The following is a 23459-nucleotide window of genomic DNA, read 5'->3' as shown; positions in this document are numbered from 1 at the left end:
CAGAACTGAATCGTTATGACCGGATCTTCAACAACCGTGCTGATGCCGAAGCCGACGGACGTCTACGTCGGGCCGCTGCTCCAGATCGAGACCGTGGACGTGAACGCCGGCCTGAAGGTGTGCGATCGCTGGTTGCGCGGCATCAGTCACGACCTGATCACGATCGATCGCCTGCAGATGGTGGCGAACACGCTGCCCGTGGTGGCGAACATCATGGCGGCGGTGGATCTGGTGCTCGACATCAAGGACATGGTCGAGCACAACGACCAGGGCAAGCATCCCGACGTGTTCGACTGGATGAACCTCGGCCTCGACCTGATCGGGATCATTCCCGTTCCGCCGGGCACGGCCGAATTCCGGGTGGGCGCGCGGCCGGTGATGAAGCTCGTGCGTCAGAAAATCGTGGAAAGCGGCAAGGCCATCGGCGAGGCGTCGCTGCAGGTGATGCAGATGGCGCTGCTGCAGGCGGTGATCGACGGCCTCAGCGAACAGTTCGCGGGGAAGATCGAGAGCTTCGCGGAAGGGCTGAAGAATCAATTGACCGGCTTGCTGCAGACCTGCGCGCAGTACATCGAGGCCTTCTTGCTGGGGTTCGCGAGGCTGTTCGAGGAAGTCGCGGGGGAAAAGCCGCTCAGCAGCGCGCATAACGTTCGCGCGGCGGGGCAGCACGCGGGCGATGTGGCGGCGGGATTCGCTGCGTACGATGCGGGCAAGACCGCCAAGAGCCTCGGAAAGCTGCTCGTCGATTTCGTGAAGATCGAAGCGAAGGGGGCGATCAATCTCGGGACGCAGACCGCGAAGGTGCTCGATCTGTCGTACCGGGCGCCCTTGCTGCAGATGGCGAAGTCGCTGCGGGCGATGGCGCCGGACGTGAAGGCGCGGGTCCTCGCGTTGAGCGGCGAGGACGTGGGCAAGATCGGCTGGCTGATCAACCTGATCCTGGTGGCGATCGCGAAGAAGCGGGAGATCCTGCGCCGCGGGCACACGCAGACGACGGCCGTCAAGGCGCAAGGAACGACCAAGGTCCATCACCAGGAAGGCGAAGGCCGAAAGGAAACGGTGCGGCATACGGAGCCCGCGCAGCATCCGGGGCCGAACGAATGCAAGCTCGGCTGCCCCGTGCCGGCGCCGCCCTCGGCGACGCCGCATTCGGTGGGGTTCGCGCTGGGCGACGAACGGCTCGATCACGCCGACTTCGAATTGCCGGGCGCGATGCCGGTGAGCTGGGTGCGGACGTACCGGTCGTTCTTCGATGCGTACGACCAGGATGGCGAGCTTGGGGCGCGGTGGATCACGCCGTATACGACACGCATCGAGATGCGCGCCGACAAGTTCGTGTACCACGATGCGACCGGACGGAGCGTGGATTGTCCGTTGCTGGGCGTGGGCGATGCGCATGAGGATCGTGGCGAGGGAATCACGCTGCTGCGTCTCGATGAGACCTGGTTGACGCTGACGCGCGGACATGAAGTGCTGGAAGCGTATGAGAAGCGCGGCGACGCGTTCCGGCTGGCGTTCCTGAAGGACCGCGCGGGCAACCAGGTGACGCTCGACTACGACGATGCGCATCGCTTGACTCGGCTGATCACGCCGCAGGCGATCGTCGCGTTCGCGCGGGATGCGCACGGGCGGATCGTCGAGGCGGCGCATCACGACGGCGAAGGCAAGCGGATCGGGATGCTCGCGCGGTACAGCTATGACGCGCAGGGCGATCTCGTCGCGGCGGTCGATCGGTACGGCAATCGTCGCGAGTACAGCTATCGTCATCATCTGATCACGCGCTACACGGATCGCACCGGGCGCGGCATCAACCTCGAATGGGACGGGACGGGCGCGAAGGCCAAGTGCGTGCATGAGCACGCGGACGACGGCAGCGACGACGTGCGTTTCGCCTGGCATCCGGATTTCCGGATGGTCAGCATCACCGACGCGCTGGGCGGGGTGACGCGGCATTACTACGATCTGCATGGGTATACGTTCCGGATCGTGTATGCGGATGGCAGCGAGGAGTGGATGTACCGCGACGCGCACCATAACCTCGTGCAGCACACCTATCCCGACGGCGGCAACGAGCAGATGAGCTACGACGCGCACGACAATCTCGTGCGGCATATGCGCGTCGACGGCAGCGTGGTGGAGATGGCGTATGACGAGAAGGACCAGATGGTTCGTCTCGTCGATCCGCAGGGTCATGCCTGGCTGCGCAAGTATGACGAGGCCGGGAACGTGGTCGAGGAAACCGATCCGCTCGGCCATCAGACGAAGTACGCGTACAACGGGCAGGGCATGCCGGTTGAGGTGACCGATGCGAAGGGTGGCGCGAAGGCCATCGAGTATGACGCGTCGGGGCAGATGCTGGCGTATACGGACTGCTCGGGGAAGAAGACGGAGTGGGCGTATGACGTGCAGGGGCGCTTGCTGGAGCGCAAGGACGCGGCGGGCGGGATCGTCGGGTATCAGTACGGCGCGAATGGGCAGCTGGAGAAAGTTCGCAGCGCGGCGGGCGTCGAGCGGGTGCAGTATGACGCGGAAGGCCGGTTGCTCGCGAGCGTGGATCCGATGCAGCGGAGCACGCGCTATACGTATGACGGCGCGGGGCGGATCGCGTCACGGATCGATGCGCTGGGGCAGTCGCTGAGCTATGGATACGATCGGTTGGGCCGGTTGGTGCGGCTGACCGATCCGAATCACGCCAGCTATCAGTTCAGGTATGACCCGGTCGGGCGGCTGCTGGAGACCGTCGCATTCGACGGGATGGTGACGACGTACGGCTACGACGAGGAAAGCGGGCAGCTGGCGACGATCGACGAAGCGGGCAAGGTGACCGAGGTCGAGTTCGATCGCGGCGGCAGGTTGGCGCGGCGCGTGTGTGGCGAGGCGGAGGAACGCTTTGCCTATGACGCGTCGGGGCGCTTGATCGATGCGCGGAATTCGGTGAGCCGGGTGCAGCAGTTTTTCGATCCGGTGGGGAATCTGGTGCGCGAGCATCACGCGTATACGTTGTCGGGTGAGCAGCGCAGCTTCGTTTGGCATCACGCGTATGACGAGATCAGGACGCGGATCGGGACCGTGCGGCCGGATGGTCATCGGGTCGACTGGCTGACGTATGGCAGCGGACATGTGCATGGGTTGGTGCTGGACGGCGAGGAGCGCGTGCAGTTCGAGCGCGACGATCTGCATCGGGAAGTTCGGCGGGTGCTGCCGAGCAAGGTTGTGCAGCAGACCATGTATGACCCGGTTGGGCGGCTGCAGGAGCAGACCGTGCAGCGGGAGAATGCGCCGGCGCCGCTGAGCGCGAGGTTGTATCGGTATGACGCGGCCGGGCAGTTGATGCATATCGAGGATAGTCGGAAAGGGCTGACGGATTATCGGTATGACCCGGTTGGGCGGTTGCTGGAGGCGGTTGGGCCGGGCGGCGCGGAGAGGTTCGCGTTTGATCCGGCGAGCAACTTGATCGATGCGGGGGATCCGGAGCAGGCGAGGTCCAGGGCGGCGGTGAGTCCGGTGAGTCCTGGGCGGGTGGAGAGCACGTTGCCGCCGCAGGTGCCGAAGGTGCTGGGGAATCTGCTCAAGCAGTATGCGGGAGCGCATTTTGAGTATGACGCGCAGGGGAATCTGCTTGAGAAACGCTCGGCAGGGCGCGTGCAGCGGTTCGAGTGGGATGGGTTCAATCGGCTGAGCAGGGTGTCGGCCGGGGCGGGCGAGGCTCGGTATTTCTATGATCCGTTCGGGCGGCGGGTGGCGAAGGAGGCTGGTGGGGCGCTGACGTTGTTCGGGTGGGACGGCGATACGCTGGCTTACGAGAGCGATGGGGAGCAAAGCACCCATTATGTGTACGAGGCAGGGAGCTTCGTGCCGCTGGCGCAGTTCGTGAGCAAGCCGGTGAGGGGGATTGAGACGCCGGTTTGGAGTGAGGCGTCGAGGTATACGCCGGAAGATGATCCGTTGCTGCGCGTGCCGACGCGGAGTGGCGAGGCGCATGCTTATTACTATCACTGTGATCAGATTGGTACGCCGCAGCTGCTGACGGATGATCTCGGCGATGTGGTGTGGGAGGCAAGCTACAAGGCGTGGGGCGAAGCGCGGGAAGTGATCGAGCGAGTGTCCAAGGCGACCGGGCAGGTGGTCAGGAACAGGATTCGGTTTCAGGGGCAGCAGGTTGATGAGGCGGGGGTGGTTTATAACCGGCATCGGTATTACGATCCGGACGCCGGGCGATACATCTCGAAAGATCCGATTGGTTTACGTGGAGGTATTAACCTACACACGTATGCAAAAAATCCTATCTCTTGGACGGATCCTCTGGGTTTGACATGCAAGGAAAAGAGACCCAGCACACTAGCGGCCGGCTGGCAAGGTAAGGGGAATTACCCAGGCGTCGACGCATGGAGCGACACGGTGCTTAAGAAGGGGACTCTCGTCGCACATGGGGCCCCAGGCGGAAGCAATTTTGTCACGACGCTAGGAGATGTCGAGGCAAGCAAGGGTTCGCGATCGGCGATGTTTGGCGCGCTGCAAGTTGCGCCCCATCCTGAAAGGGGATTTAGACCTGGGATGACGGTTTGTGAATTGATTGCGGACACAGCAGTCGCGAAGTCTACTGTATTGGAGAATCCGCAGCACGGTCCAGGGCGCGCGGAGCAGTATTTCATTCCCGACGAGGGTCTTTCGAATCTGAAGCCTCTCTATAGTATCCCTCTAACTAAGCCATGAAAATTGACATTTCTACTGGAAATTTGACGATCTGCGGGACAAAAATTCCTGCCAATTTAAAATTGGCGGATTTTTTTTCGCGCCCAGAGTATAGGGCGAGCAAAAAAATCTCTGAAAACCTTCCTTTTGCTACATATAAATTTGATTCGAAATGTGAAAATATGAATTATATATCTTCCTTGTATTTTAAAGGGGAGGTGCTGATTTGGGTGACGATATATATATCGGATGCTCGAGGTAATTCTGGTTGGGGGGGGTGGTCCGATGTTGATGAAAAGCAAAAGCTTCAACATCTCATTGGCATGTTGGCGGCTCAGGGGATTTCAAACGGGCAACAATTCTCGTGGGGAATAGTTGAAGCGACATATGACCCACGTGCGGGTGCATCAAGCGTCACTGTCCGGTATCGATCGTAGGAACGGTCGCAAGGGTATGTGAATTTGAAATCTCCAGGGAGAGAGTTGAGCGGACGTATGTGGTTTATAACCGGTATCGGTATTACGATCCGGAGACGGGTAGGTTCATTAGTAAGGATCCGATTGGGTTGCGTGGTGGGCTGAACGTATATCAATACGCGTCGAATCCGACCGGCTGGATCGATCCGCTGGGGCTGGCTCGATGCCCTTGCGATCCGTGCTCGAAGTACGAGGTTGGCAGGTACGACGATCTCAAGAGGCGTTCAGCTTCTGGCGACGGTCTAGATATTCACCACGCTATGCAAAAGCACCCAGCCGCTCAGGTTGTTGTTGGGTACGATCCAAAGACTGGCCCAGCCATAGCTGTTCCTGCCGGTGAACATGAACAAATCCCGACACGTAAGGGCGTGGATACGGGAACGGCAAGAGATCTGCTAGCTAGCGACATTAGAGACCTGAGACGACACACTGGTGCTTCTAACAAGTGCTTGCAACAGCTCATCGCGCTCAACAAAGAAATGTATCCAAAGGCTTTTGAGAAATAGTATTCACGTAAAAGGAACATCAGTCATGAATACAGAGGAATTTGTTGCTGCGATCCGGACGCATGTGCAGGAGCAGTCGACAAGTGATCTTGTGAGAACTTTTACTGCCCCTCCGGGGCGGCGGCCTCGTGATCTACTGATCAAGGTTTCGGAGTGGCGGGCTCGTTTGCCGAGCGATGAACAACGGCTGCTCGACGAAGCGATAGCAGAATCGGTTCGCGTTGCATTGTTTGGTCTCTTTGCTGTAATCGACGGCTCAAGGGTCGTTGACGAAAATGTTGATCGGTTTATTATTACTGCTGTAGGCTACGACGGAGCTAGAACGGAGCTCAATGAAGATACCGCAGTCGACCTTCACAGTGAGTTTGCGCCTGATTGATGAGAGCCTCTGAAAGGAGCAGTCAAACAACAAGGGCCGCGTAAGCGGCCCTTGTTGTTTATGGGCGTAAATCGGCTGGCTCGTTTCTCCCCGATTGGTGAGAAACGCGACGGCGGCCGCCAGTCTGCCGACGGCTAGAAAAACTATTCCGCACCTGCGCGAAGATTGTATCGACCATCGGTGAAACAAACAGTGGCTTGGCCTTGGGAAACTGCTCGATGACGGTGATCGATGCAGAAGATTTGAAGCGGGCCGGCGGTAAGTTTGGTGGTATCTGGGCGGTCGGAGAGCACGCTGCCGCCGCAGGTGCCGAAGGTGCTGGGGAATCTGCTCAAGCAGTATGCGGGGATGCATTTTGAATACGACGCGCAAGGGAATCTGCTTGAGAAACGCTCGGCAGGGCACGTGCAGCGGTTCGAGTGGGATGGGTTCAATCGGCTGAGCAGGGTGTCGGCCGGGGCGGGCGAGGCTCGGTATTTCTATGATCCGTTCGGGCGGAAGGTGGCGAAGGAGGCTGGTGGGGCGCTGACGTTGTTCGGGTGGGACGGCGATACGCTGGCTTACGAGAGCGATGGGGAGCAAAGCACCCATTATGTGTACGAGGCAGGGAGCTTCGTGCCGCTGGCGCAGTTCGTGAGCAAGCCGGTGAGGGGGATTGAGACGCCGGTTTGGAGTGAGGCGTCGAGGTATACGCCGGAAGATGATCCGTTGCTGCGCGTGCCGACGCGGAGTGGCGAGGCGCATGCTTATTACTATCACTGTGATCAGATTGGTACGCCGCAGCTGCTGACGGATGATCTCGGCGATGTGGTGTGGGAGGCAAGCTACAAGGCGTGGGGCGAAGCGCGGGAAGTGATCGAGCGAGTGTCCAAGGCGACCGGGCAGGTGGTCAGGAACAGGATTCGGTTTCAGGGGCAGCAGGTTGATGAGGCGGGGGTGGTTTATAACCGGCATCGGTATTACGATCCCACCGTTGGGCGCTACATATCGAAAGATCCGATCGGGTTGCGTGGTGGACTGAACGTTTTCCAGTACGTACCGAATCCGACTCAGTGGATTGATCCGTTGGGTCTTCGCAAGAGACAAGGTTGCAAAGGCAAGTTCCATTCGTTCAATGACTTCGATCTGCCAAATGACAAGCTGTTTGCTAGCGACGGCGTGCAGTTCCGTATAGCTAATAAGGCGCTGATCAGCAGGATGAATACGGACGCGGCTTTCAGAAAAGATCTTCTTTCGCGTAACCCTGCGTTGCTTGAGTGGTCGCAGAATCCCGAGGACCTTGGAAGTAGCCCACCGGGAATGACTTGGCACCACAACGACGACGTTGGTAGATTGAATTTGGTCGATCGAAGTGATCATGGCGACAATCACGGCATTTACCACCCTGACGGCACAGGCGGTCGAGATAAATGGGGTGGAGGTGCTCTCGGTCGGAAAGGGAAATTGAATGCTGCTACAGGATGCCCACTATGAGCAACTTTGTTGTGAATGCGTTTTACACGCTTGACGATCTGATCGGCTTGGTCAAGGAGAAGAAGGACCGAGATGAGATTTATATGATCTACGTTCGCAAGGGTGTCGACGACTTACGGCCGGGAATGGAGGTCTATGTCGGCGATGTGCCGGACTTTGATGACGATGACAACGAGGTATTGCCGCAATCAGTAACAGCGTTGGGGCTTGAGCAAGGCTACATGCGGGAACACTTCCAAGATGTTGTCGACCTAGCGTACAAGCAAAAACCAACGGCATCCGTGGATGAGGTAGTTCGATGCCTTAACCACTATGCGCAGCGAGACGACTTCTTAGATTTGCATTAACGAATCGATGCCAAGGGCCGCTATCGCGGCCCTTGGTGTATGTGCTGTCACCCGAAGTCGGGCGAGATAGAAATCTGGCGAGTGACATGATTGATGGAGAGGCAGACGCGTTCGCCGGGTTTGAAGCCGAGAATGCCGGACGGGCGTTGACAGCTTCCATCCAGGGCATACGGGGCTGATCGATATAGGTTAGCTGATCGATGATCGACGGGGCAAGCTGAGGGCGGTATGTGGTTCGTGCGCTGCTTGACGAGCACCACCATGAGTTCGCCGTCGTCTTGCGGACTACGGCAAATCCAGCGTTCTATGATTGAATTGAGATGCGAAGGCGCTGAGAATCGCATCTAGGCGAAAAAATTGGATGATGCGGGAGGTGATGGCGGAAAGGCTTGCTGGGTAAGGGGTTGCGGCCGTGCGTGGGAGTTGAACGTCGAAGCGGTTAGTTTATAACCGGCATCGCTTCTATGATCCGGAGACGGGTAGGTTCATTAACCGAGATCCGATTGGGTTGCTGGGGGGGATCAATATCTACCAGTATGCGGCGAACCCGATAAGTTGGATTGACCCGTTTGGCCTAGCATGCCGCCGGCCTGGCGGCTACCGTGTGAACGACGCGGACCAACACGGAAATCTTAGCCCCCAAGCGAATCGGGCGCCGGGCAACACGAATACGGTTGCCGACGGACTGGTGCAATCACATCATCCGATTCAGCAGGAATGGGCAAAGCAGCAGGTTTTTCCCAACGGGACCTATAAGTTCAAGAGCTGCGCCGGCGGTTCTGCTGCCGAGCACCTCGGGCTCTGTCCATGCCCAGATCTCCGGTATGCAGCGGGCATTCCGCAATCAATACGGCTTCAATACAGATGTACAGACTGAGTTTAATGAGGCTGCTCGGCAGATGAGGGTGGCAGGCGTTCCAGAAAATGTCGTAAGGCGGGCAATGCGGAAAAATTACAAATATTTCGACTGTTTAGGAGCTTTCAATGCTAAATAAAGCAAATCTTAGTCAACTCTTTGATCTGAAGATTCCCGCAACACCTAGCCAGATTCATGCTGCTGAAGCGAAAGTCGGCCTGTCTTTTCCGAAAGAATACGTCGATTTTCTTTTAATAGCAAACGGACTTAATTCAACAGGCCGCTTGGCTTTGCATGAAATAGAAATTTTGCCAGAAAGAAATATCGAATATGAAGTCAAAAAATATATCCCGGGATATTTTATGATCGGCGATGATAGCGGAGGTCAAGCAATTTTGATCGATGCGGCTGGAGAGATATTTGAAGTGGGGATGGGAGTGATGAATTCAAAATTTATGAAAAGGTCAGCTGATTCGTTATCCGACCTTTTGATAAATTTAAAGGGATTGACGCTCGGGGAGAGATAGGCTTTAGGATTACTGAATCCGGAGTCGCCGCGACGGGAAAGTGCACGGGGCAATTAGGAGATGAACGCGTTGCAAAACATAACTGAAGAAATTGTATACGAACTGCAGAAAAATGGCTTCCAGAGTGAGGCGCGTGAGGTCAGGCGCCTTGCTGATTTAGTAAGCAACGTGTCAGTCAATTATTTTGAAAGGAAGAATGCGCTTAACGACTTAGAAAGTATGGCGCATGTACGATGGCTTGGTGACTTGCATCTACCTCACCTCAGTCAGAACGATTGGTGGGGAAAATTGGATAAATTGAAGAAATCCATAAAATCAGCAGCATCGAAGATTTAGTGTGTAGCTAAGGGCTGCCGTCGAGGCCCTTGTATATGTAGAGTCATCCGAAGTCCGGCGAGATAGAGATCATACGGGGCCCAGAGCGCGAAGATGGAGTATCGGCACACGATGCGCTGGATTGGCCGCTGCCCTGCAGGTGTCGTCAAACCCGGTAACTCATAGTTGAATCGTGTGGAGAATCACGTCTGAGAGAAAAAATTGGATGGTGCGGGAGGTGATGGCGGAAAGGCTTGTTGGGTAAGGAGTTGCGGCCGTGCGTGGGAGTTGAGCGTCGAAGTGGTTAGTTTATAACCGGCATCGGTACTATGATCCCACCGTCGGACGCTACCTTTCGAAGGATCCGATTGGGTTGCGTGGTGGGCTGAACGTATTCCAGTACGTACCGAATCCGACTCAGTGGATAGATCCGTTAGGTCTTTCTGGCGATGACCAGCAGCGAATCGCCAACGCTCGCCTTCGGCAGCAGAAGATGTTGGACGGGAACGTTGGATACAACGTTAGTCCGACGGCTTGGGATCAATATCCAACGATTGGGCGTGCAGGTACGTTTGTTACAGACAAGCAAGGATCTCTAGGTTATTTGAAGGGGCGATGCCGAAAGGGATGTGCGACGATTTCGCGTAGCAAGGCTGCTCAGATGGAGCAGGATATGGGATTGGTGCCGGGATCATTGCAAGATGGATTTAATATTCGACAGGTCAGCGGCCTACAAAATCTCGAACCACGCAGTCCAATGGAGGGTAACCAATAATTCCTCGGCCCAGGCAACCATTTGCCGGGCGGAGCGCCAGAGATGGTGGTGAACTCTGTATCCACTGCAGACAATGACTATGCCAAGACAATCGTGAACGTAAAGGTTAGGAAATGACGCTCTTTCCAGAGAATGAGACTATTGTTGTTGAGGTGGCCGGGAATAGGTGCGTTGTTATTTCGAGTGTTTATGAACATACCCACATTTTGCAATCTGCCGGATTTAGTAAGCAAGGGGGTCAGTGGGTTCGACCGATTTCGAGTGATGCCGATCGTCAGAATCTTGTGAAGATGCTTATCGAGATTAGTGCACTGTTCTCGGCAGGTCGAGATTGGAGCCCGGAAGAACTCGTCGAGCATTATCGAGAGACCGGAGTTATTTCTGCTCCTTATCGGTCAATATCGTGGATCAAGCCAGATCAGTATCGTATAGTCGATCATACTTAATTAGCTAGATAAAGGGGCGCTATCGCGGCCCTTGGTGTATGTGCTGTCACCCGAAGTCAGGCGAGATAGAGATCTGACGAGTGACATGATTGATAGAGAGGCAGACGCGTTCACCGGATTTGAAACCGAGGATGTCGAGGTGAGCGTCGACCACTTCCATCCAAGGCATGCGAGGCTGATCGATGTAGGTTAGCTGATCGGCCGATGACTGAAGGGTCAAGCTGAGTGCGGTGCGCGGTTCGTGGGCTGCCGGACGTGCTTTATGATTGGTCTTAGCCATGATCAACTCCGTGGCGAGTTGGTGGTGGTCAGCGGGTCGTGAGTGTTGGTAGCACTCACGGCCCGCGCTTCGTTTACGGTCTGAATTCCATCGTGCCTTTGACCTGAGGCGGTGAAATCATCGTGACGGAAGCGATCGCGGTGCGACTCTCGCCTCACGCAAGGCCATCAAACTAGATTAACTTATACCAAACTAATTTTGACGACAATTTATGTTCCTGATATGGTTTTTACACCTGCAAAGCGAATAGGTTTGCGCACGTCGCCAGGGACTGAAGCGAGCCAATCAGCCTGCCATGGCGATCGGTATTTCCGGCCCGCTTTTTGTCGCCGGTGATGGGCGATCCACTCGGGTTTTTCGGCCTCGAGGATTCGGCACATCGGTTCGCCTGGATCGCGAACAGGGCGGGAGGGCGTCAGTTCGAATCGAGCGCTATAGCGCACGATCGCGGACAAGACGCGCCGCGAAATCAACACGCAGCGCAGGGGATGGTGACGTTTCGCTGGAACAGGAAGGCGAGGTACCGGCGCTGAATGCCGGCGATTCGGCACATCCGCGATCCGTGGTGCCGTACAGCTGGAGCGACAACGGAAGCAAGGAGGCGGTTTTCGTCCAGGCAGGGACGCCGCGGTCAATCTAATCGGGTGGGCGCCAGACAGATCGAGGGGTATGGTGTCTCCCTGCATATATTTACAAGGATAACGAAATTAATTCAATTTGATATGCCGGATTTTCGAATATGACACCGACCGTTGCGGCTGAGACACCGCGCAGGCCGTGCCCGTCATCTGCATTCGAATACAACGTACCCCGTTTCAATCAATCCCAAAACCACTCCTGACTGTGAAATACAGATGAAATACAAAAAAATCAACGTCAGCGTTATCGCTGTTGCCGTTTTCGCCGCATCTTCGGTGGCAATGGCGCAGTCATCGATCACCCTGTATGGCATGCTCGATGCGGGTATCGGCTACACCTCGAACATCAACGGCGACAAGCGGTTCGGGCTGGATGGCGGCGCCGCAGGTTCGAACAAGTGGGGCCTCAAGGGTGAGGAAGACCTCGGCGGCGGCCTCAAGGCGGTATTCAAGATCGAAAATGGCTTCAACATTGGCACAGGTGGCATCGGCGGCCAGGGCCCCATTGGTTCCACGCGTTCGTTGTTCAACCGCCAGGCCTACGTAGGCCTCGCTTCCGATCGATACGGTACGCTGCGTCTGGGGCGCCAGCTCGACGCCGTGACGGAAATGGTCCAGGGCCTGACGGGCGACGCCATTTCGGCGTCGACCTTCTCGACCCCGGGCGACGTGGACAACAACGACAACACGACGAACCAAAATAGCGCCGTGAAGTACATTTCGCCGCTCTTCAACGGCTTCCGGGCCGAAGGCGCGTACTCGTTCGGCGGTGTTGCCGGCGCGATGGGCTCGGGTCAATCGTGGTCGGCGGCGGCGAACTACGCTCAAGGTGGCCTGACGGTCGCGGGCGGCTACTTCCATGCCGCCAACCAGGGCGGGAACGGGTGGTCGAACGCGACAGCACAACCGATGTTCGGCGCTACGCTGGGCTATCCGAGTTCGGGTTACACCGGCGGCAATGCGTTCAAGAGCGCGGGCATCGCCCAAATCGCCGCTCAATACCAGGTGGGGCCGTACACGGCTGGCGTGCGCTACTCGAACGCTCAGTACCATGGCAACGATGGCCAGCCGTCGATCCACTTCAACGTGTTGGGCGCCCTCCTGCAGTACCAGGTCACCCCGGCGTTGTCGCTGGCCACCGGGTACACGTATGTCTACGGTTCCGCTGCCACGCCCAAGCAAGCTGCCGAAGGCCGCACAATGGCTTCGATCAACCAGGTGTCGCTGGGTACCACGTACGCGCTGTCGAAGCGCACCGCAGTTTACGCCATGGGTGCCTATGTCCATGCTCAGGGCGCTCAGGCTTCGGCTGCCGATTTTGGTAACACGGCATCGGGCGGTAACCAGGTTCAAGTCAACGTTGGCATGCAGCATAGCTTCTAATCGACGACTCAAAGGCGGCCTCGCTCGTTCGGACAGGTTTTCGATATTTTTAAGTCGCATGTCCGAGGCCGCCATGCTGCCGATTTGATCGCAGGCAGCGTCGCGAAGTATGCCTCGCCACGCTCGATCAGTTTGCGGACGGGGCCAAGTCCGTACATCGAGCACGTCATGCCGCCCTGTATCGAGTCGCAGCAAAACGAGTCGCCCCTCGACGCAAGAACTGCGCCGGAAAACCCAGGCGGATCGCGTTACGATTCCTCCGTCGCCTCTGCCACACCTCGCTTCTCGTTCCACGCCCATCCCCAACCTCACCCCAACCGGAGAGAAAGCATGGCATTGCGTTTCCTAGGCCCCTCGACGATCCAGGTTTCGCCGCTGGTTTTCGGCGGCAACGTTTTTGGCTGGACCGCCGACGAGAACACGTCGTTTTCGCTGCTCGACGCGCTCGCCGACCATGGCATCAATTTCATCGATACAGCAGACGTCTATTCCTCCTGGGTTCCCGGCAATCAGGGCGGTGAATCGGAGGCGATCATCGGCAAGTGGCTCAAGCGCACGGGCAAGCGCGAGCAGGTGGTGATCGCGACGAAGGTCGGCATGCTCGGCTCGCGCGCGAGCCTGACGCGCGCCAACATCCTGCAAGCGGCCGATGATTCCCTGCGCCGCCTGCAGACCGACTACATCGATCTCTATTTCTCGCACCGCGATTTTCCCGACGGCGCACCGATCGAGGAAACCCTGTCCGCCTACCAGACGCTGATCGAGGCGGGGAAGGTCCGCATCATCGGCGCGTCGAATTTCAGCGTCGAGCGTCTGCGCGAGTCGGCCGACGTGAGCCGCCGCCACGGCCTGCCTGCCTATCAGGTGATCCAGCCCGAGTACAACCTCTACAACCGCGCCGAATACGAACGCGACCTGGAGCCCGTCGTAGCCGACCTGAAACTCGGCGTCGTCACGTACTTCGCGCTGGCGAGCGGCTTCCTGTCCGGCAAGTACCGCACCAGCGCCGACCTGCAAAACCGCGCGCGCGGCTCACGCGTGGAGAAATACCTGAACGAGCGCGGCCTGCGGATCCTGGCGGCGCTCGACAGCGTGGCCGAGAGAAGCACGACACGACGCCGACCTCGGTCGCGCTCGCCTGGCAGATCGCGCGCCCGAGCGTGACCGCGCCGATCGCGAGCGCGACATCGCTGGCGCAACTGAAGGCGCTTGGCGAAGCGCTGCGCTTGCCGCTCGGCCAGGACGACATCAAGCAACTGAACGACGCCAGCGCAACATAAGGCTCGACCACAACCCCACCGCGCGGCCGCCGTATGGGCCCGCGTTGGCATCAGCGGGACGGGCCGAGGCAAAAGACATCACGCCAACGCCCGCCCGGCCTCCTCATCCCACCCCGCGCCCCACGGTCCCCCTGAGCCATTCCGCCAGCCTCCGCGCTCCATCCGGCAGTTCGGTGTCGGTCCTGCTGCACAGGTAGTAATTGCGCCCGTCGTCGAGCGCCTGATCGAACAACCGCACCAGTTCGCCGCTCGCCAGTTCCCGCTCGATCAACGGCGCCCGCAACAACGCCGCACCCAACCCGGCACGGGCGGCGCTCAACGTGAGCTGACCATCCTCGAACATCGGCCCGACCACGTTCGACACATGTTTCACGCCCGCGCCGCGCAGCCAGTTCACCCACGCGCCGCGATCCTCGTCGTGCACGAGCGGTACGGCCGCGAGATCCGCAGGCTTGCGAAACGGTCCATGACGGCGCAGGAACGCGGCGCTGCACACGGGCACCACGGCGCCCGGCAACAGCCGCTCGCACCGATACCCCGACCAGTCGCCGATCCCGAAACGGATCGACAGATCCGATGCGTCGCTCAGGTAGTTGCGGTGATTCGCATACAGCACGGTGACGTCGACATCGGTGTTGTCCGCCAGAAACGCATGAAGGCGCGGGATGAACCAGCCGATGCCGAACAGTGGAATCAGGCTCACGGTGATCTGCCGCAAGGTCGCGCGATCGCGCACGACGCCCGTCGCGCTGCGCAGCATCGAGAACGCCGCGCTGATCGACCGGTAGTAGTCGCGACCTTCGTCGGTGAGCGCGAGCATGCGGCCGTCGCGGACGGTCAGCGGCGTCTGGATGAAGCTATCAAGCAACTGTAGCTGGTGGCTCACCGCCGACGGCGTGATCGCCAGCTCGGCGGCGGCGGCCGTCACCGAGCCGAGGCGCGCGAACGCCTCGAAGGCGCGTACCGCCCGCAGCGGCGGATCGTTGATCAATCTTTCGATATTTTTCATGAGTTAAATTTTATCGAAAAATGAATTCGCGTGCGTATGTAAAAATATCAAATAAATTCAATGGTATATGCGCTTGATGTGGAATCGACATAAGCATTCAATTATTGGGTATTTGCCGTCTAGTGCGATGAATATTTAATATTTTTCATGTCTTGCGCGATGCGCGTCACCCTCATGGCCCCCGATTCCTCACATGAAACCCATCCTTCACCTACCCGGCGTCGTGCTCTCGCTATCCGCGCTGTTCACCGCATCCGTCTCCCACGCCCGGCCCGCAACCGGGCCCCGCACCGTGCTGATCGGGCTGGCCGCGCCGCTGACCGGCCCGTCGGCGCGCATCGGCAAGGATCTGCAAAACGGCGCGCAGCTCGCGATCGATGAGGCGAACCGCACCCAGCCGACCATCGGCGGCCAGCCGGTGATCTACAAGCTGGTCCCGGCCGACGACCAATCCGATCCCCGCACCGCGGTCACGGTCGCGCAGCAACTGGTCGAGCAGCGCGTGATCGGTGTCGTCGGTCACTGGAATACGGGCTGCAGCGTGCCGGCCTCGCGCGTCTATCGAGACGCGGGCATCCCGCAGATCGCGCCGGCGTCGACGGGCCATCAATACACTCAGCAGGGCTTCCCGACCGCGTTCCGGATCATGGGCCACGACGACGCCAGCGGCGCCTACACCGGCGCGTACGCGCTCAACGCCCTGCACGCGAAGCGCATTGCGGTGCTCGACGACCGCACCTCGTTCGGCTCGGGTCTCGCGACGCAGTTCATCAAGGGCGTGGAGTCGAACGGCGGCAAGATCGTCGATCGCCAGTACGTGAACGACAAGACCACCGACTTCAGCGGCGTGCTGACCGCGATCAAGGCCAAGCAGGCGGACCTGGTGTTCTTCGGCGGCCTCGATGTGCAGGCGGCGCAGATCGCGCGGCGCATGCGCCAGCTGAACCTGAACGCCACGCTGCTCGGCGCGGGCGGCTTCGTGAGCCAGACATTCCTGTCGCTCGCGGGCCCGGACGGCGAGGGCGTGACCGCGCTCGAGCCGGGCCTGCCGGTCGCGCGCATGCCGGGCGGCGCGGCGTTCGAGGCGCAGTATCGCGCCCGCTACCGCGCGCCGATCGAGCTGCACGCGCCGTTCGCCTACGACGCCGCCGCGACGCTGATCGCCGCGACCCGGCAGGCGAACGCCACCGACCCGGCGAAGCTCGTCGCCACGCTGCATACGCTCAACCGTCCGGGCGTGACGGGCACGATAGCCTTCGACGCGCAGGGCAACCTGAAGAACCCCGCATTCACGATCTACCAGGTGCGCGGCGGCAAATGGACGGTGGTCGACGTGCTCGGCGGCACGCCTGCCGCCGCGAAATGAACATCACTGGAGACCTCCGATGACGGATTCCATCCCGGCCGCACAGGCCGACAACCGGCTCGGCATCCTTGCGCGGCGGCGCATCGAGGCCGAGATCATCAAGCCGATCTACGAGATCATGAAGCGCGAGTTCGGCATCGAGCGCGCGCAGGCGGTGATCGCGGAAGCCGTGCGCGGCGCGGCGGTGGAGGCGGGGCGCGACTTCGCGGCGCGCGAGCCGAACGGCGCGAGCATCGCGTCGTTCGTGGCGTTGCAGGTGCTGTGGGAGAAGGACGATGCGCTCCATGTCGAGGTGCATCGCACCGACGACGCGCATTACGACTACGACGTGCATCGCTGCCGCTATGCGGAGATGTATCGCGAGATGGGCCTGGGCGAGATCGGCCATCTGCTCAGTTGCGCGCGCGACAGCCTGTTCATCGAGGGCTACGCGCCGGGCGTCGAGCTGGCCCGCACCAGTACGATCATGCAGGGCGGCGCGCGCTGCGATTTCCGCTACCGCTTGCGCGATGCCGCGCCGGAGGCCGGCGATGCCGCGTGATCGTGAATACATCCCGCGCGTCGACGGCGCGCGGCTGTGGGCGTCGCTCGAACGGATGGCGCGGATCGGCGCGACACCGAAGGGCGGCGTGTGCCGGCTGGCGCTGACCGACCTCGATCGTGCGTCGCGCGACCTGTTCGTCGAATGGGCGAGCGAGGCCGGCTGCCAGATCCGGGTCGACCGGATCGGCAATGTGTTCGCGCGCCGCGCGGGACGCCGGCCCGACGCCGCGCCGGTGCTGACCGGCTCGCACGCGGATACGCAGCCGACGGGCGGCCGTTACGACGGCATCTACGGCGTGCTGGGCGGCCTGGAGGTCGTGCGCGCGCTCAACGACGCCGGCATCGAAACCGAGCGGCCGATCGACGTCGTGATCTGGACCAACGAGGAGGGTTCGCGCTTCGCGCCGGCGATGGTGGCATCGGGCGTGTTCGCCGGCGTCTATCCGCTCGACTACGGGCTCTCGCGCACCGATCCGTCCGGCGTGACGCTCGGCGACGCGCTCGCGCGGATCGGCTACGCGGGCCGCGAGCCGGTGGGCGGGTTCCCGGTGCACGCGGCCTACGAACTGCATATCGAGCAGGGCGCGATCCTGGAGCGCGCGGGACATACGATCGGCGTGGTGACGGGCGGGCAGGGCCAGCGTTGGTACGAGGCGCGCCTGACGGGCGTCGACGCCCATGCGGGAACGACGCCGATGGACTTTCGTCGCGATGCGCTGGTGGGCGCGGCGCGGATGATCGATTTCGTCGACACGCTCGGCCATCGCCATGCGCCGCACGGGCGGGCGACGGTGGGGATGATCGAGGCGCGGCCGAATTCGCGCAATACGGTGCCCGGCGCGTGCTTCTTCACGATCGAATGCCGCCATCCAGATGCGGGCACGCTCGCGGAGATGGACGCGGCGCTGCGCGACGCGCTCGAGCAGATCGCCGCGCGCACGGGCTTGCAGGCGGAATTCACGCAGATCTTCGACTACGCGCCGGTGCCGTTCGCGCCCGGCTGCATCGAGGCGGTGCGCGAGGCGGCCGAGGCGCTGGGCCTGTCGCACGCGGACATCGTGTCGGGCGCGGGCCACGATGCCTGCTATGTCGCGCGGGTCGCGCCGACCGGCATGATCTTCGTGCCGTGCATCGACGGGTTGAGCCACAACGAGGCGGAAGCGATCACGCCGGACTGGGCGGAGGCCGGCGCGAACGTACTGCTGCGCGCGGTGTTGAAGAGCGCCCGGGAGATATGACGCGGACGAACGCTAGCCTGAGCCGGAGATCATCTTACGAATGGTTTACCGTATAGTGCGCGCTTCCGTCCTGGCTGATTGCATCCATGATCCGCAAAACCGAAGCCGTCGAACCCGTATGCGCCGACGAAGCGCTGGCGTCCCACCTGGCTCTGCTGTCCGCCACCGCCGGACCGGACACGCCGCGCGCGCCGGCCGCGGCGGGCATGCTGTTGCTGTGGCTCGCGGATGAAGTGGCGAGCCGTGTGAACGCCTCGCTGCAGGCGCACGACATCACCGAAAGCAAGCTGCACGTGCTGATGCTGTTCTCGCTCGCGGAGCGGGGGCTGGTCAAGCTCGGCACGATCACGCCGTCGATGATCGCCGAGACGTTCGGCGTGACGCGTTCGTCGGCCACCGGCCTGCTCGACTGGCTGGAAGCGCGCGGCCTGCTCGCGCGCGAAACCTGCGTGGGCGATCGGCGCAGCCTCGAACTGGTCATGACGGACCGCGGCCGCGCGCTGCTCGACAGCGCGATGCCGACCTTCTGGCGCGCATGCGCCGATTGCACCGGCGTTTTCGACGAGCAGGACAGCGCCGACCTGCAGCACCTGCTGTCGAAGCTGTGGCGCGCTCTGGCGATGCGCCGCGCATGACGCACGCGGGCCGTCACGCGGGCAGCGCGGCGGTCGCCTCGATCTCGATCCTGAATCCGTAGTGCAATGCGCCGGTCGGCACGATCGCGCGCGCGGGGAGCGCGTCGCCGGCCCAGGCTGCGTACAACGCGTTGAAGCGCGGCCAGTCGGCGATGTCGGCCAGATACACGCGTACCTGAACCAGCCGCGAGGCATCGTACGCCACCGCGCGCAGCGCGCATTCGAGGTTGTTCAGAACTTGCCGCGTCTGATCGTCGAACGAGGCATCGACGAGTTTCTCGCCTGTCTCGGTGATCGGCAGTTGCCCCGAGATGAAGGCCAAGCCCTGCGCGCAGGTCACGTGGCTGTAGTGGCCGCCGGGCGGCTCGACGCCGTCGACCGGCGGATGCACGGGGGCGGCGGGGGACATCGGGTTACCAGCCATGAAAGCGGCTCCAAAGCGCAGCGCTGCCGTCGGCGGCCAGCGCATGATAGAAGGGAAATTGCGCACCGGTGGCGCATGCATGGTTCGGCAGGATACGCAGTCGCGCACCGAGCGGGAAGCGGGTGACGATGTCCGGGCACGGTTCGCCGTGCGTGCGCGACAGGATGCCGTGTTCCTGGTTCGCGCCGCTGATCGTGAAGCCTTCGAGCGGCGCGCCGTCGAGCGTGCACGGCAGGCCGTAGCCATAATCGCGGCGCTGGCGCGCGGTGCCGCGATCGCGGCTCAGCGCCATCCAGCCCGCATCGACGATCGCCCAGCCCTGGTCGGGCCGGTGGCCGATCACGGTCGTGACGACGCTGAGCGCGAGGTCGTCCAGCGCGCATACGCCGACGTTGTGCATCACCAGATCGAAAAACGCATAGACGCCGGCGCGCACCTCGGTCACGCCGGCGAGCGAGGCGGCCGACAGGGCGGTCGGCGTCGAGCCGACGCTGACCGCTTCGCAGGGGATCCCTTGCGCGCGCAAGCGTTCGGCCGCGAGCACGCAGCGGGCCCGCTCCTGTTCCGCCAGCGCCGCGAGCGCGGCGGGGGTGTCGCATGCGTAGCTGGAGCCTGCGTGCGCGAGCACGCCGCCGATGCGAGCGCCGCCGTCGGCGAACAGGCGGCCGATCGCCGGCAGCGCGGCGTCGTCCGGAGCGATTCCCGCACGATGGCCGTCGGTATCGATCTCGATCCAGACTTCATGGGTTTCGCCGTGCGCTCGGCCATGCGCGGCAACCGCGCGCGCCGCGTCGACGCTGTCGACCAGCAGCTTGAGCGCGCACCCGCGCCGCCGCAGCGCGAGCGCGCGGTCGAGCTTGGCGGGTGCGATGCCGACCGCGTACAAGATGTCGTCGAAGCCCGCCGCGAAAAAGCTTTCCGCCTCCTTCAGCGTCGATACGGTGATGCCGCGCGCGCCCGCCGCGCGTTGCAGCTGGGCGACTTCGAGGCACTTGGCGGTTTTCACGTGCGGGCGGAACGCGACGCCCAGCGCGTCCATGCGCGCCTGCATCCGCTGCACATTGCGCTCGACGCGTGCAAGGTCCAGCACGGCGGCGGGTGTATCGAGCGTGGCGAGGCTGGAGAGCGTGTCGGTGGTCATGAGCACGAGCGGGCGGAAACGGGTTGGGACGTACCGAAGCGGCGCGCCCAGGGCGCGAGCGCATCGAGGGTCGGGGAGGTCAGCTCGGGCGGGGCCGTGCCCTCGACCCTGGCGAAGCCGGCGCGATTGTGCCAATAGGTGCGCAAGCCGACAGCCGCCGTGCCGAACAGGTCATAGCTGGAGCCCGCGACGAACGCGGCGTCCGCCGCCGCGACGCCCAGTGCGTCGAGCGCGCGCTGATAGGGGCGCGGATCGGGCTTGTACGCGCCGGCGTCCTCGGCCGTGACGATCGCATCCCAGCGTACCGGCAGGCGGGCGGCGGCGAAGCAGTCCAAGCGGGTTCGAGCAGTTGGTGACGATCGCGAGCTTGCAATGCGGCGCGAGCGCGCGCAAAGCGTCGAGCGCGCCGCTCCACGGTTGCAGCGTGGTCCATTGGCGATCCAGCGCGCGCGGCGCGGACGCCGGCAGGCCGGTGCGCGCGGCCGCCTGCTCGACCAGCCGCAGGTAGTCGACGTACGCGCCGCACCCATAGGTGAGCCGCAGGTATTCGGCGCGCCAGCGCAGGCCGGCTTCGGGCGAACCGGCGGCGGACTGCCACAGCGACCAGGAATCGAGCAGCGCGGTCAGCAGGTCGAACAGGATTGCCTTCGGATAGGCGGGGGCATCGAGGGGCGTAGGCATCGGCGGGAACAGGCGGCGGTGACGATGCGCTCGATTATAGGAGCGGCCCGCCGGCTCCGGATTCAGTTGGATTAACTGTCAGATTAAGCGTAACTGAATGCCGCCGGGCCGCTCGGCGCTCATTCGCGCCACGGCGGGCGCGGCTTGAAGCGCGCCTGCAGCAGGCGCAGGAATTGCCGTACCCGGGCCGGCATGCCGGTGCGATGGTGGGTCAGCGCGATCACGTCGGCGTCCGGCGTCTTCCAGGCCGGCAGCAGGCGCACGAGCGCGTGCTGGGCGAGCGCGTCCGCCACGTCCCACTCGGAGCGCAGGATCGCGCCGCGTCCTTCGCGCGCCCATTGGCGCACCACGTCGCCGTCGTTGCAACTGAGCGCGCCCGTCACGCGCACGCTGCGGGTCGTCCGGCCCTTGCGGAAATGCCAGAGCGACGCATCCTCGTTGTTCTCGCGCAGCACGATGCACGGCAGCCGGGCGAGATCGTCCGGGCTCGCGGGTTCGCCGTGGCGCGTCACGAACGCGGGCGACGCGCAGACGATGCGCGTATTCGGCGCGATCGCGTAGCCGACGAGATTCGAGGCGCGCAGCCCGCCGATGTGCACCACGAGGTCGTAGCGGTCCGCATGCTCCGCGAGGGGTTCGTCGGACAGCGTGAGCGCGATCTCGACACGCGGATGCTCGGCCTGGAACGCGGCGACGGCGGGCGCGACATAGCGCCGCCCGAAGCCGAGCGGCGCGTTGATCTTCAGCGTGCCGACGAGCCGGTCGCGGCGGCCGCGCACTTCGTCGAGCAGCGTGTCGAACTGCTGCACGAGGGTCGCGCCGCGTTCGCACAGCAGCGCGCCTTCGTCGGTGAAGCGCAGGCGGCGCGCGGTGCGGTCGACGAGGCGGGCGCCGAGGGTCTTTTCAAGCTGTTGCAGCCGCTGCGTGACGGCGGAGGGCGACAGGCCCAGTTCACGGGCGGCGGCGGCAAGGCTGCCGCGATCGCGGATCGCAAGCAGGAAGCGGATATCGGCGGAATCGGTCATGGAATGCTCGGGACTGCGCAAGGTGCGGCCCCCGCGCGCGCCGCGCGAGAGGCGGCCGGAGCAGGGCCGGCCGATGCATACGATACCGCATCGCCCGAGCGGCGCGTTCAGCGCGGCAGCGGCGTCGTCAGGACGTCGTGCGCGCCCGCGAGCGCGAATACCACCATCTCGGCCGGCTCGCTGTCGCTGGCGTTGCGCGACACGATGTGCTGCGCGCCGGGCGGTTCGTACCAGCCTTCACCGGGGCCGTAGGTTTTCTCGGGGCCGCCCGCGAGCTGAGACACGACATGGCCGCGCGTCACGCAGGCGAAGATGGAGCCGGGATGCCGGTGCGGCGCGGATGCCTGGCCCGGCGCGTACGATACCGTCGCGACCAGCGCCTCTTTGCCCGGCGCTTCCGGCAGCGGCTGCCGCATCACCGGGCGCACCGTCGCGCCCGGATCGTCGCCGTGCGCGTCGGCCGCCGCGCTGCCCGCGAGCAGGACCAGGGCGGCCGCGACGCCGCTCGCGTAACGTTGCATCGAATTCATCGCATCCCCCTCAGGCCGGCAGCTTGCGGAACGCGATCGCGACGCGGTTCCAGCTGTTGATGGCCGAGACCAGCAGGGTCAGGTCGACCAGTTCCTCGTCGTTGAAATGCGGCCGCACCTGGTCCCACACGGCGTCGGGCACATGGTCGTGCGCGACCAGGGTGACGGCTTCCGTCCACGCGAGCGCCGCGCGTTCGCGATCCGTGAAGAACGGCGTCTCGCGCCATACCCCGACGGTCGCGAGGCGCCGGTCGGTTTCGCCGGCCTGGCGGGCGTCGCGGGTATGGAGGTCGACGCAGAACGCGCAGCCGTTGATCTGCGATGCGCGCAGCCGCACCAGTTCGATCAGCGCGTGCTCGAGCGTGCTCTTGCCGATGCGCGCCTCGAGCGCGAGCAGCGCCTTGATGGCCAGGGGATTGGCTCGCTGGTAGTCGAGACGGGGTTCCATGGAGTTCCTCGAAGTCAGTGCGCGAAAGCGCGATGAACGTCAGATT

The 23459-nt window shown here is 62.3% G+C and carries 20 protein-coding genes and 6 pseudogenes; 18 read left to right on the top strand and 8 right to left on the bottom strand.

The features are described from left to right. The first annotated feature begins 15 nt into the window (after positions 1-15). The 12 genes and pseudogenes from Bsp3421_RS11335 to Bsp3421_RS34325 form a co-directional block, all read left to right on the top strand. The gene (locus tag Bsp3421_RS11335; RefSeq protein WP_273996060.1) at positions 16-4713 is read left to right on the top strand and encodes an RHS repeat-associated core domain-containing protein; all 4698 of its coding nucleotides are present in this window, start codon (positions 16-18) and stop codon (positions 4711-4713) included. After that, positions 4710-5129, top strand: coding sequence for a hypothetical protein (locus Bsp3421_RS11330; RefSeq protein ID WP_273996059.1), 420 nt, complete (start codon positions 4710-4712; stop codon positions 5127-5129). Before Bsp3421_RS11335 ends, Bsp3421_RS11330 begins: the two co-directional genes overlap by 4 nt. Before the next feature lie 59 nt (positions 5130-5188). Further along, positions 5189-5339: pseudogene (locus tag Bsp3421_RS34340) on the top strand (RHS repeat-associated core domain-containing protein); the annotation flags it as partial. Between the two features lie 360 nt (positions 5340-5699). Beyond that, a complete protein-coding gene (locus Bsp3421_RS11320) occupies positions 5700-6053 on the top strand; it encodes a hypothetical protein (protein ID WP_273996057.1) in 354 nt (117 codons plus the stop codon). A 279-nt stretch (positions 6054-6332) separates the two neighbouring features. Next, positions 6333-7526: pseudogene (locus Bsp3421_RS11315) on the top strand (RHS repeat-associated core domain-containing protein); the annotation flags it as partial. After that, positions 7523-7873, top strand: a complete 351-nt coding sequence (locus Bsp3421_RS11310) for a DUF7716 domain-containing protein (protein WP_273996056.1) — start codon at positions 7523-7525, stop codon at positions 7871-7873. The pseudogene Bsp3421_RS11315 and the gene Bsp3421_RS11310, both read left to right, overlap by 4 nt. 439 nt (positions 7874-8312) lie before the next feature. Continuing rightward, positions 8313-8453: pseudogene (locus tag Bsp3421_RS34335) on the top strand (RHS repeat-associated core domain-containing protein); the annotation flags it as partial. Between the two features lie 24 nt (positions 8454-8477). Beyond that, entirely contained in the window at positions 8478-8750 is a 273-nt protein-coding gene (locus Bsp3421_RS11305) for a hypothetical protein (RefSeq protein WP_443111433.1), read from the top strand. Then, positions 8653-8868 (top strand): hypothetical protein, encoded by a 216-nt coding sequence (locus tag Bsp3421_RS34330; RefSeq protein WP_443111509.1) that lies wholly within the window; start codon positions 8653-8655, stop codon positions 8866-8868. The genes Bsp3421_RS11305 and Bsp3421_RS34330 overlap by 98 nt, the downstream gene beginning before the upstream one ends. Next, positions 8858-9256 carry an SMI1/KNR4 family protein gene (locus Bsp3421_RS11300; RefSeq protein ID WP_273996055.1) on the top strand — a complete coding sequence of 133 codons (399 nt, stop codon included), beginning with the start codon at positions 8858-8860 and terminating at the stop codon, positions 9254-9256. Before Bsp3421_RS34330 ends, Bsp3421_RS11300 begins: the two co-directional genes overlap by 11 nt. Positions 9257-9316: 60 nt before the next feature. Further along, positions 9317-9592, top strand: a complete 276-nt coding sequence (locus Bsp3421_RS11295) for a hypothetical protein (protein WP_273996054.1) — start codon at positions 9317-9319, stop codon at positions 9590-9592. Positions 9593-9875: 283 nt separating this feature from the next. Further along, positions 9876-10017 (top strand): annotated as a pseudogene (locus tag Bsp3421_RS34325) (RHS repeat-associated core domain-containing protein); the annotation flags it as partial. An 821-nt stretch (positions 10018-10838) separates the two neighbouring features. On the opposite strand, the gene Bsp3421_RS11285 reads toward Bsp3421_RS34325, so the two are convergent. Beyond that, on the bottom strand, positions 10839-11072 hold the full coding sequence (locus tag Bsp3421_RS11285; RefSeq protein ID WP_273996053.1) for a hypothetical protein: 234 nt from the start codon (positions 11070-11072) through the stop codon (positions 10839-10841). An 854-nt stretch (positions 11073-11926) separates the two neighbouring features. Between Bsp3421_RS11285 and Bsp3421_RS11280 the strand changes: the two genes are divergently transcribed. After that, positions 11927-13093 carry a porin gene (locus tag Bsp3421_RS11280; protein WP_273996052.1) on the top strand — a complete coding sequence of 389 codons (1167 nt, stop codon included), beginning with the start codon at positions 11927-11929 and terminating at the stop codon, positions 13091-13093. Between the two features lie 330 nt (positions 13094-13423). Next, positions 13424-14373, top strand: a pseudogene (locus tag Bsp3421_RS11275) (aldo/keto reductase). Between the two features lie 103 nt (positions 14374-14476). Here the strand turns inward: Bsp3421_RS11275 and Bsp3421_RS11270 are convergent. Further along, on the bottom strand, positions 14477-15382 hold the full coding sequence (locus Bsp3421_RS11270; protein WP_273996051.1) for a LysR substrate-binding domain-containing protein: 906 nt from the start codon (positions 15380-15382) through the stop codon (positions 14477-14479). A 193-nt stretch (positions 15383-15575) separates the two neighbouring features. On the opposite strand from Bsp3421_RS11270, the gene Bsp3421_RS11265 reads away from it, so the two are divergent. The 4 genes from Bsp3421_RS11265 to Bsp3421_RS11250 all read left to right on the top strand — a co-directional run bounded on the left by Bsp3421_RS11265 (position 15576) and on the right by Bsp3421_RS11250 (position 19164). Continuing rightward, positions 15576-16748 carry a branched-chain amino acid ABC transporter substrate-binding protein gene (locus Bsp3421_RS11265; protein ID WP_273996050.1) on the top strand — a complete coding sequence of 391 codons (1173 nt, stop codon included), beginning with the start codon at positions 15576-15578 and terminating at the stop codon, positions 16746-16748. A 19-nt stretch (positions 16749-16767) separates the two neighbouring features. Continuing rightward, positions 16768-17289: an L-2-amino-thiazoline-4-carboxylic acid hydrolase gene (locus Bsp3421_RS11260; RefSeq protein ID WP_273996048.1), complete on the top strand. Its 522-nt coding sequence runs from the start codon at positions 16768-16770 to the stop codon at positions 17287-17289. Then, on the top strand, positions 17279-18529 hold the full coding sequence (locus tag Bsp3421_RS11255) for a Zn-dependent hydrolase (protein ID WP_273996047.1): 1251 nt from the start codon (positions 17279-17281) through the stop codon (positions 18527-18529). The genes Bsp3421_RS11260 and Bsp3421_RS11255 overlap by 11 nt, the downstream gene beginning before the upstream one ends. A gap of 86 nt (positions 18530-18615) precedes the next feature. Continuing rightward, on the top strand, positions 18616-19164 hold the full coding sequence (locus Bsp3421_RS11250) for a MarR family winged helix-turn-helix transcriptional regulator (protein ID WP_273996046.1): 549 nt from the start codon (positions 18616-18618) through the stop codon (positions 19162-19164). Positions 19165-19177: 13 nt separating this feature from the next. Here Bsp3421_RS11250 and Bsp3421_RS11245 read toward each other — a convergent pair whose 3' ends face one another. From Bsp3421_RS11245 to Bsp3421_RS11220, 6 genes and pseudogenes are all read right to left on the bottom strand, one after another. Next, on the bottom strand, positions 19178-19573 hold the full coding sequence (locus tag Bsp3421_RS11245; RefSeq protein ID WP_273996045.1) for a RidA family protein: 396 nt from the start codon (positions 19571-19573) through the stop codon (positions 19178-19180). Between the two features lie 4 nt (positions 19574-19577). Next, a complete protein-coding gene (locus tag Bsp3421_RS11240; protein WP_273996044.1) occupies positions 19578-20729 on the bottom strand; it encodes a DSD1 family PLP-dependent enzyme in 1152 nt (383 codons plus the stop codon). Continuing rightward, positions 20726-21410: pseudogene (locus Bsp3421_RS11235) on the bottom strand (HAD-IA family hydrolase). Before Bsp3421_RS11235 ends, Bsp3421_RS11240 begins: the two are co-directional and overlap by 4 nt. 119 nt (positions 21411-21529) lie before the next feature. Beyond that, positions 21530-22435 carry a LysR family transcriptional regulator gene (locus tag Bsp3421_RS11230; RefSeq protein WP_273996043.1) on the bottom strand — a complete coding sequence of 302 codons (906 nt, stop codon included), beginning with the start codon at positions 22433-22435 and terminating at the stop codon, positions 21530-21532. Positions 22436-22542: 107 nt separating this feature from the next. Then, on the bottom strand, positions 22543-22965 hold the full coding sequence (locus Bsp3421_RS11225) for a cupin domain-containing protein (protein ID WP_443111432.1): 423 nt from the start codon (positions 22963-22965) through the stop codon (positions 22543-22545). A gap of 10 nt (positions 22966-22975) precedes the next feature. Next, a complete protein-coding gene (locus tag Bsp3421_RS11220) occupies positions 22976-23413 on the bottom strand; it encodes a carboxymuconolactone decarboxylase family protein (RefSeq protein WP_273996042.1) in 438 nt (145 codons plus the stop codon). Between the last annotated feature and the right edge of the window lie 46 nt (positions 23414-23459).

The sequence above is a fragment of the Burkholderia sp. FERM BP-3421 genome (assembly GCF_028657905.1).
Taxonomy (GTDB): domain Bacteria; phylum Pseudomonadota; class Gammaproteobacteria; order Burkholderiales; family Burkholderiaceae; genus Burkholderia.
Note: the sequence above shows the minus strand (reverse complement) of the source record. Positions and strands in the feature narration are given on the sequence as shown.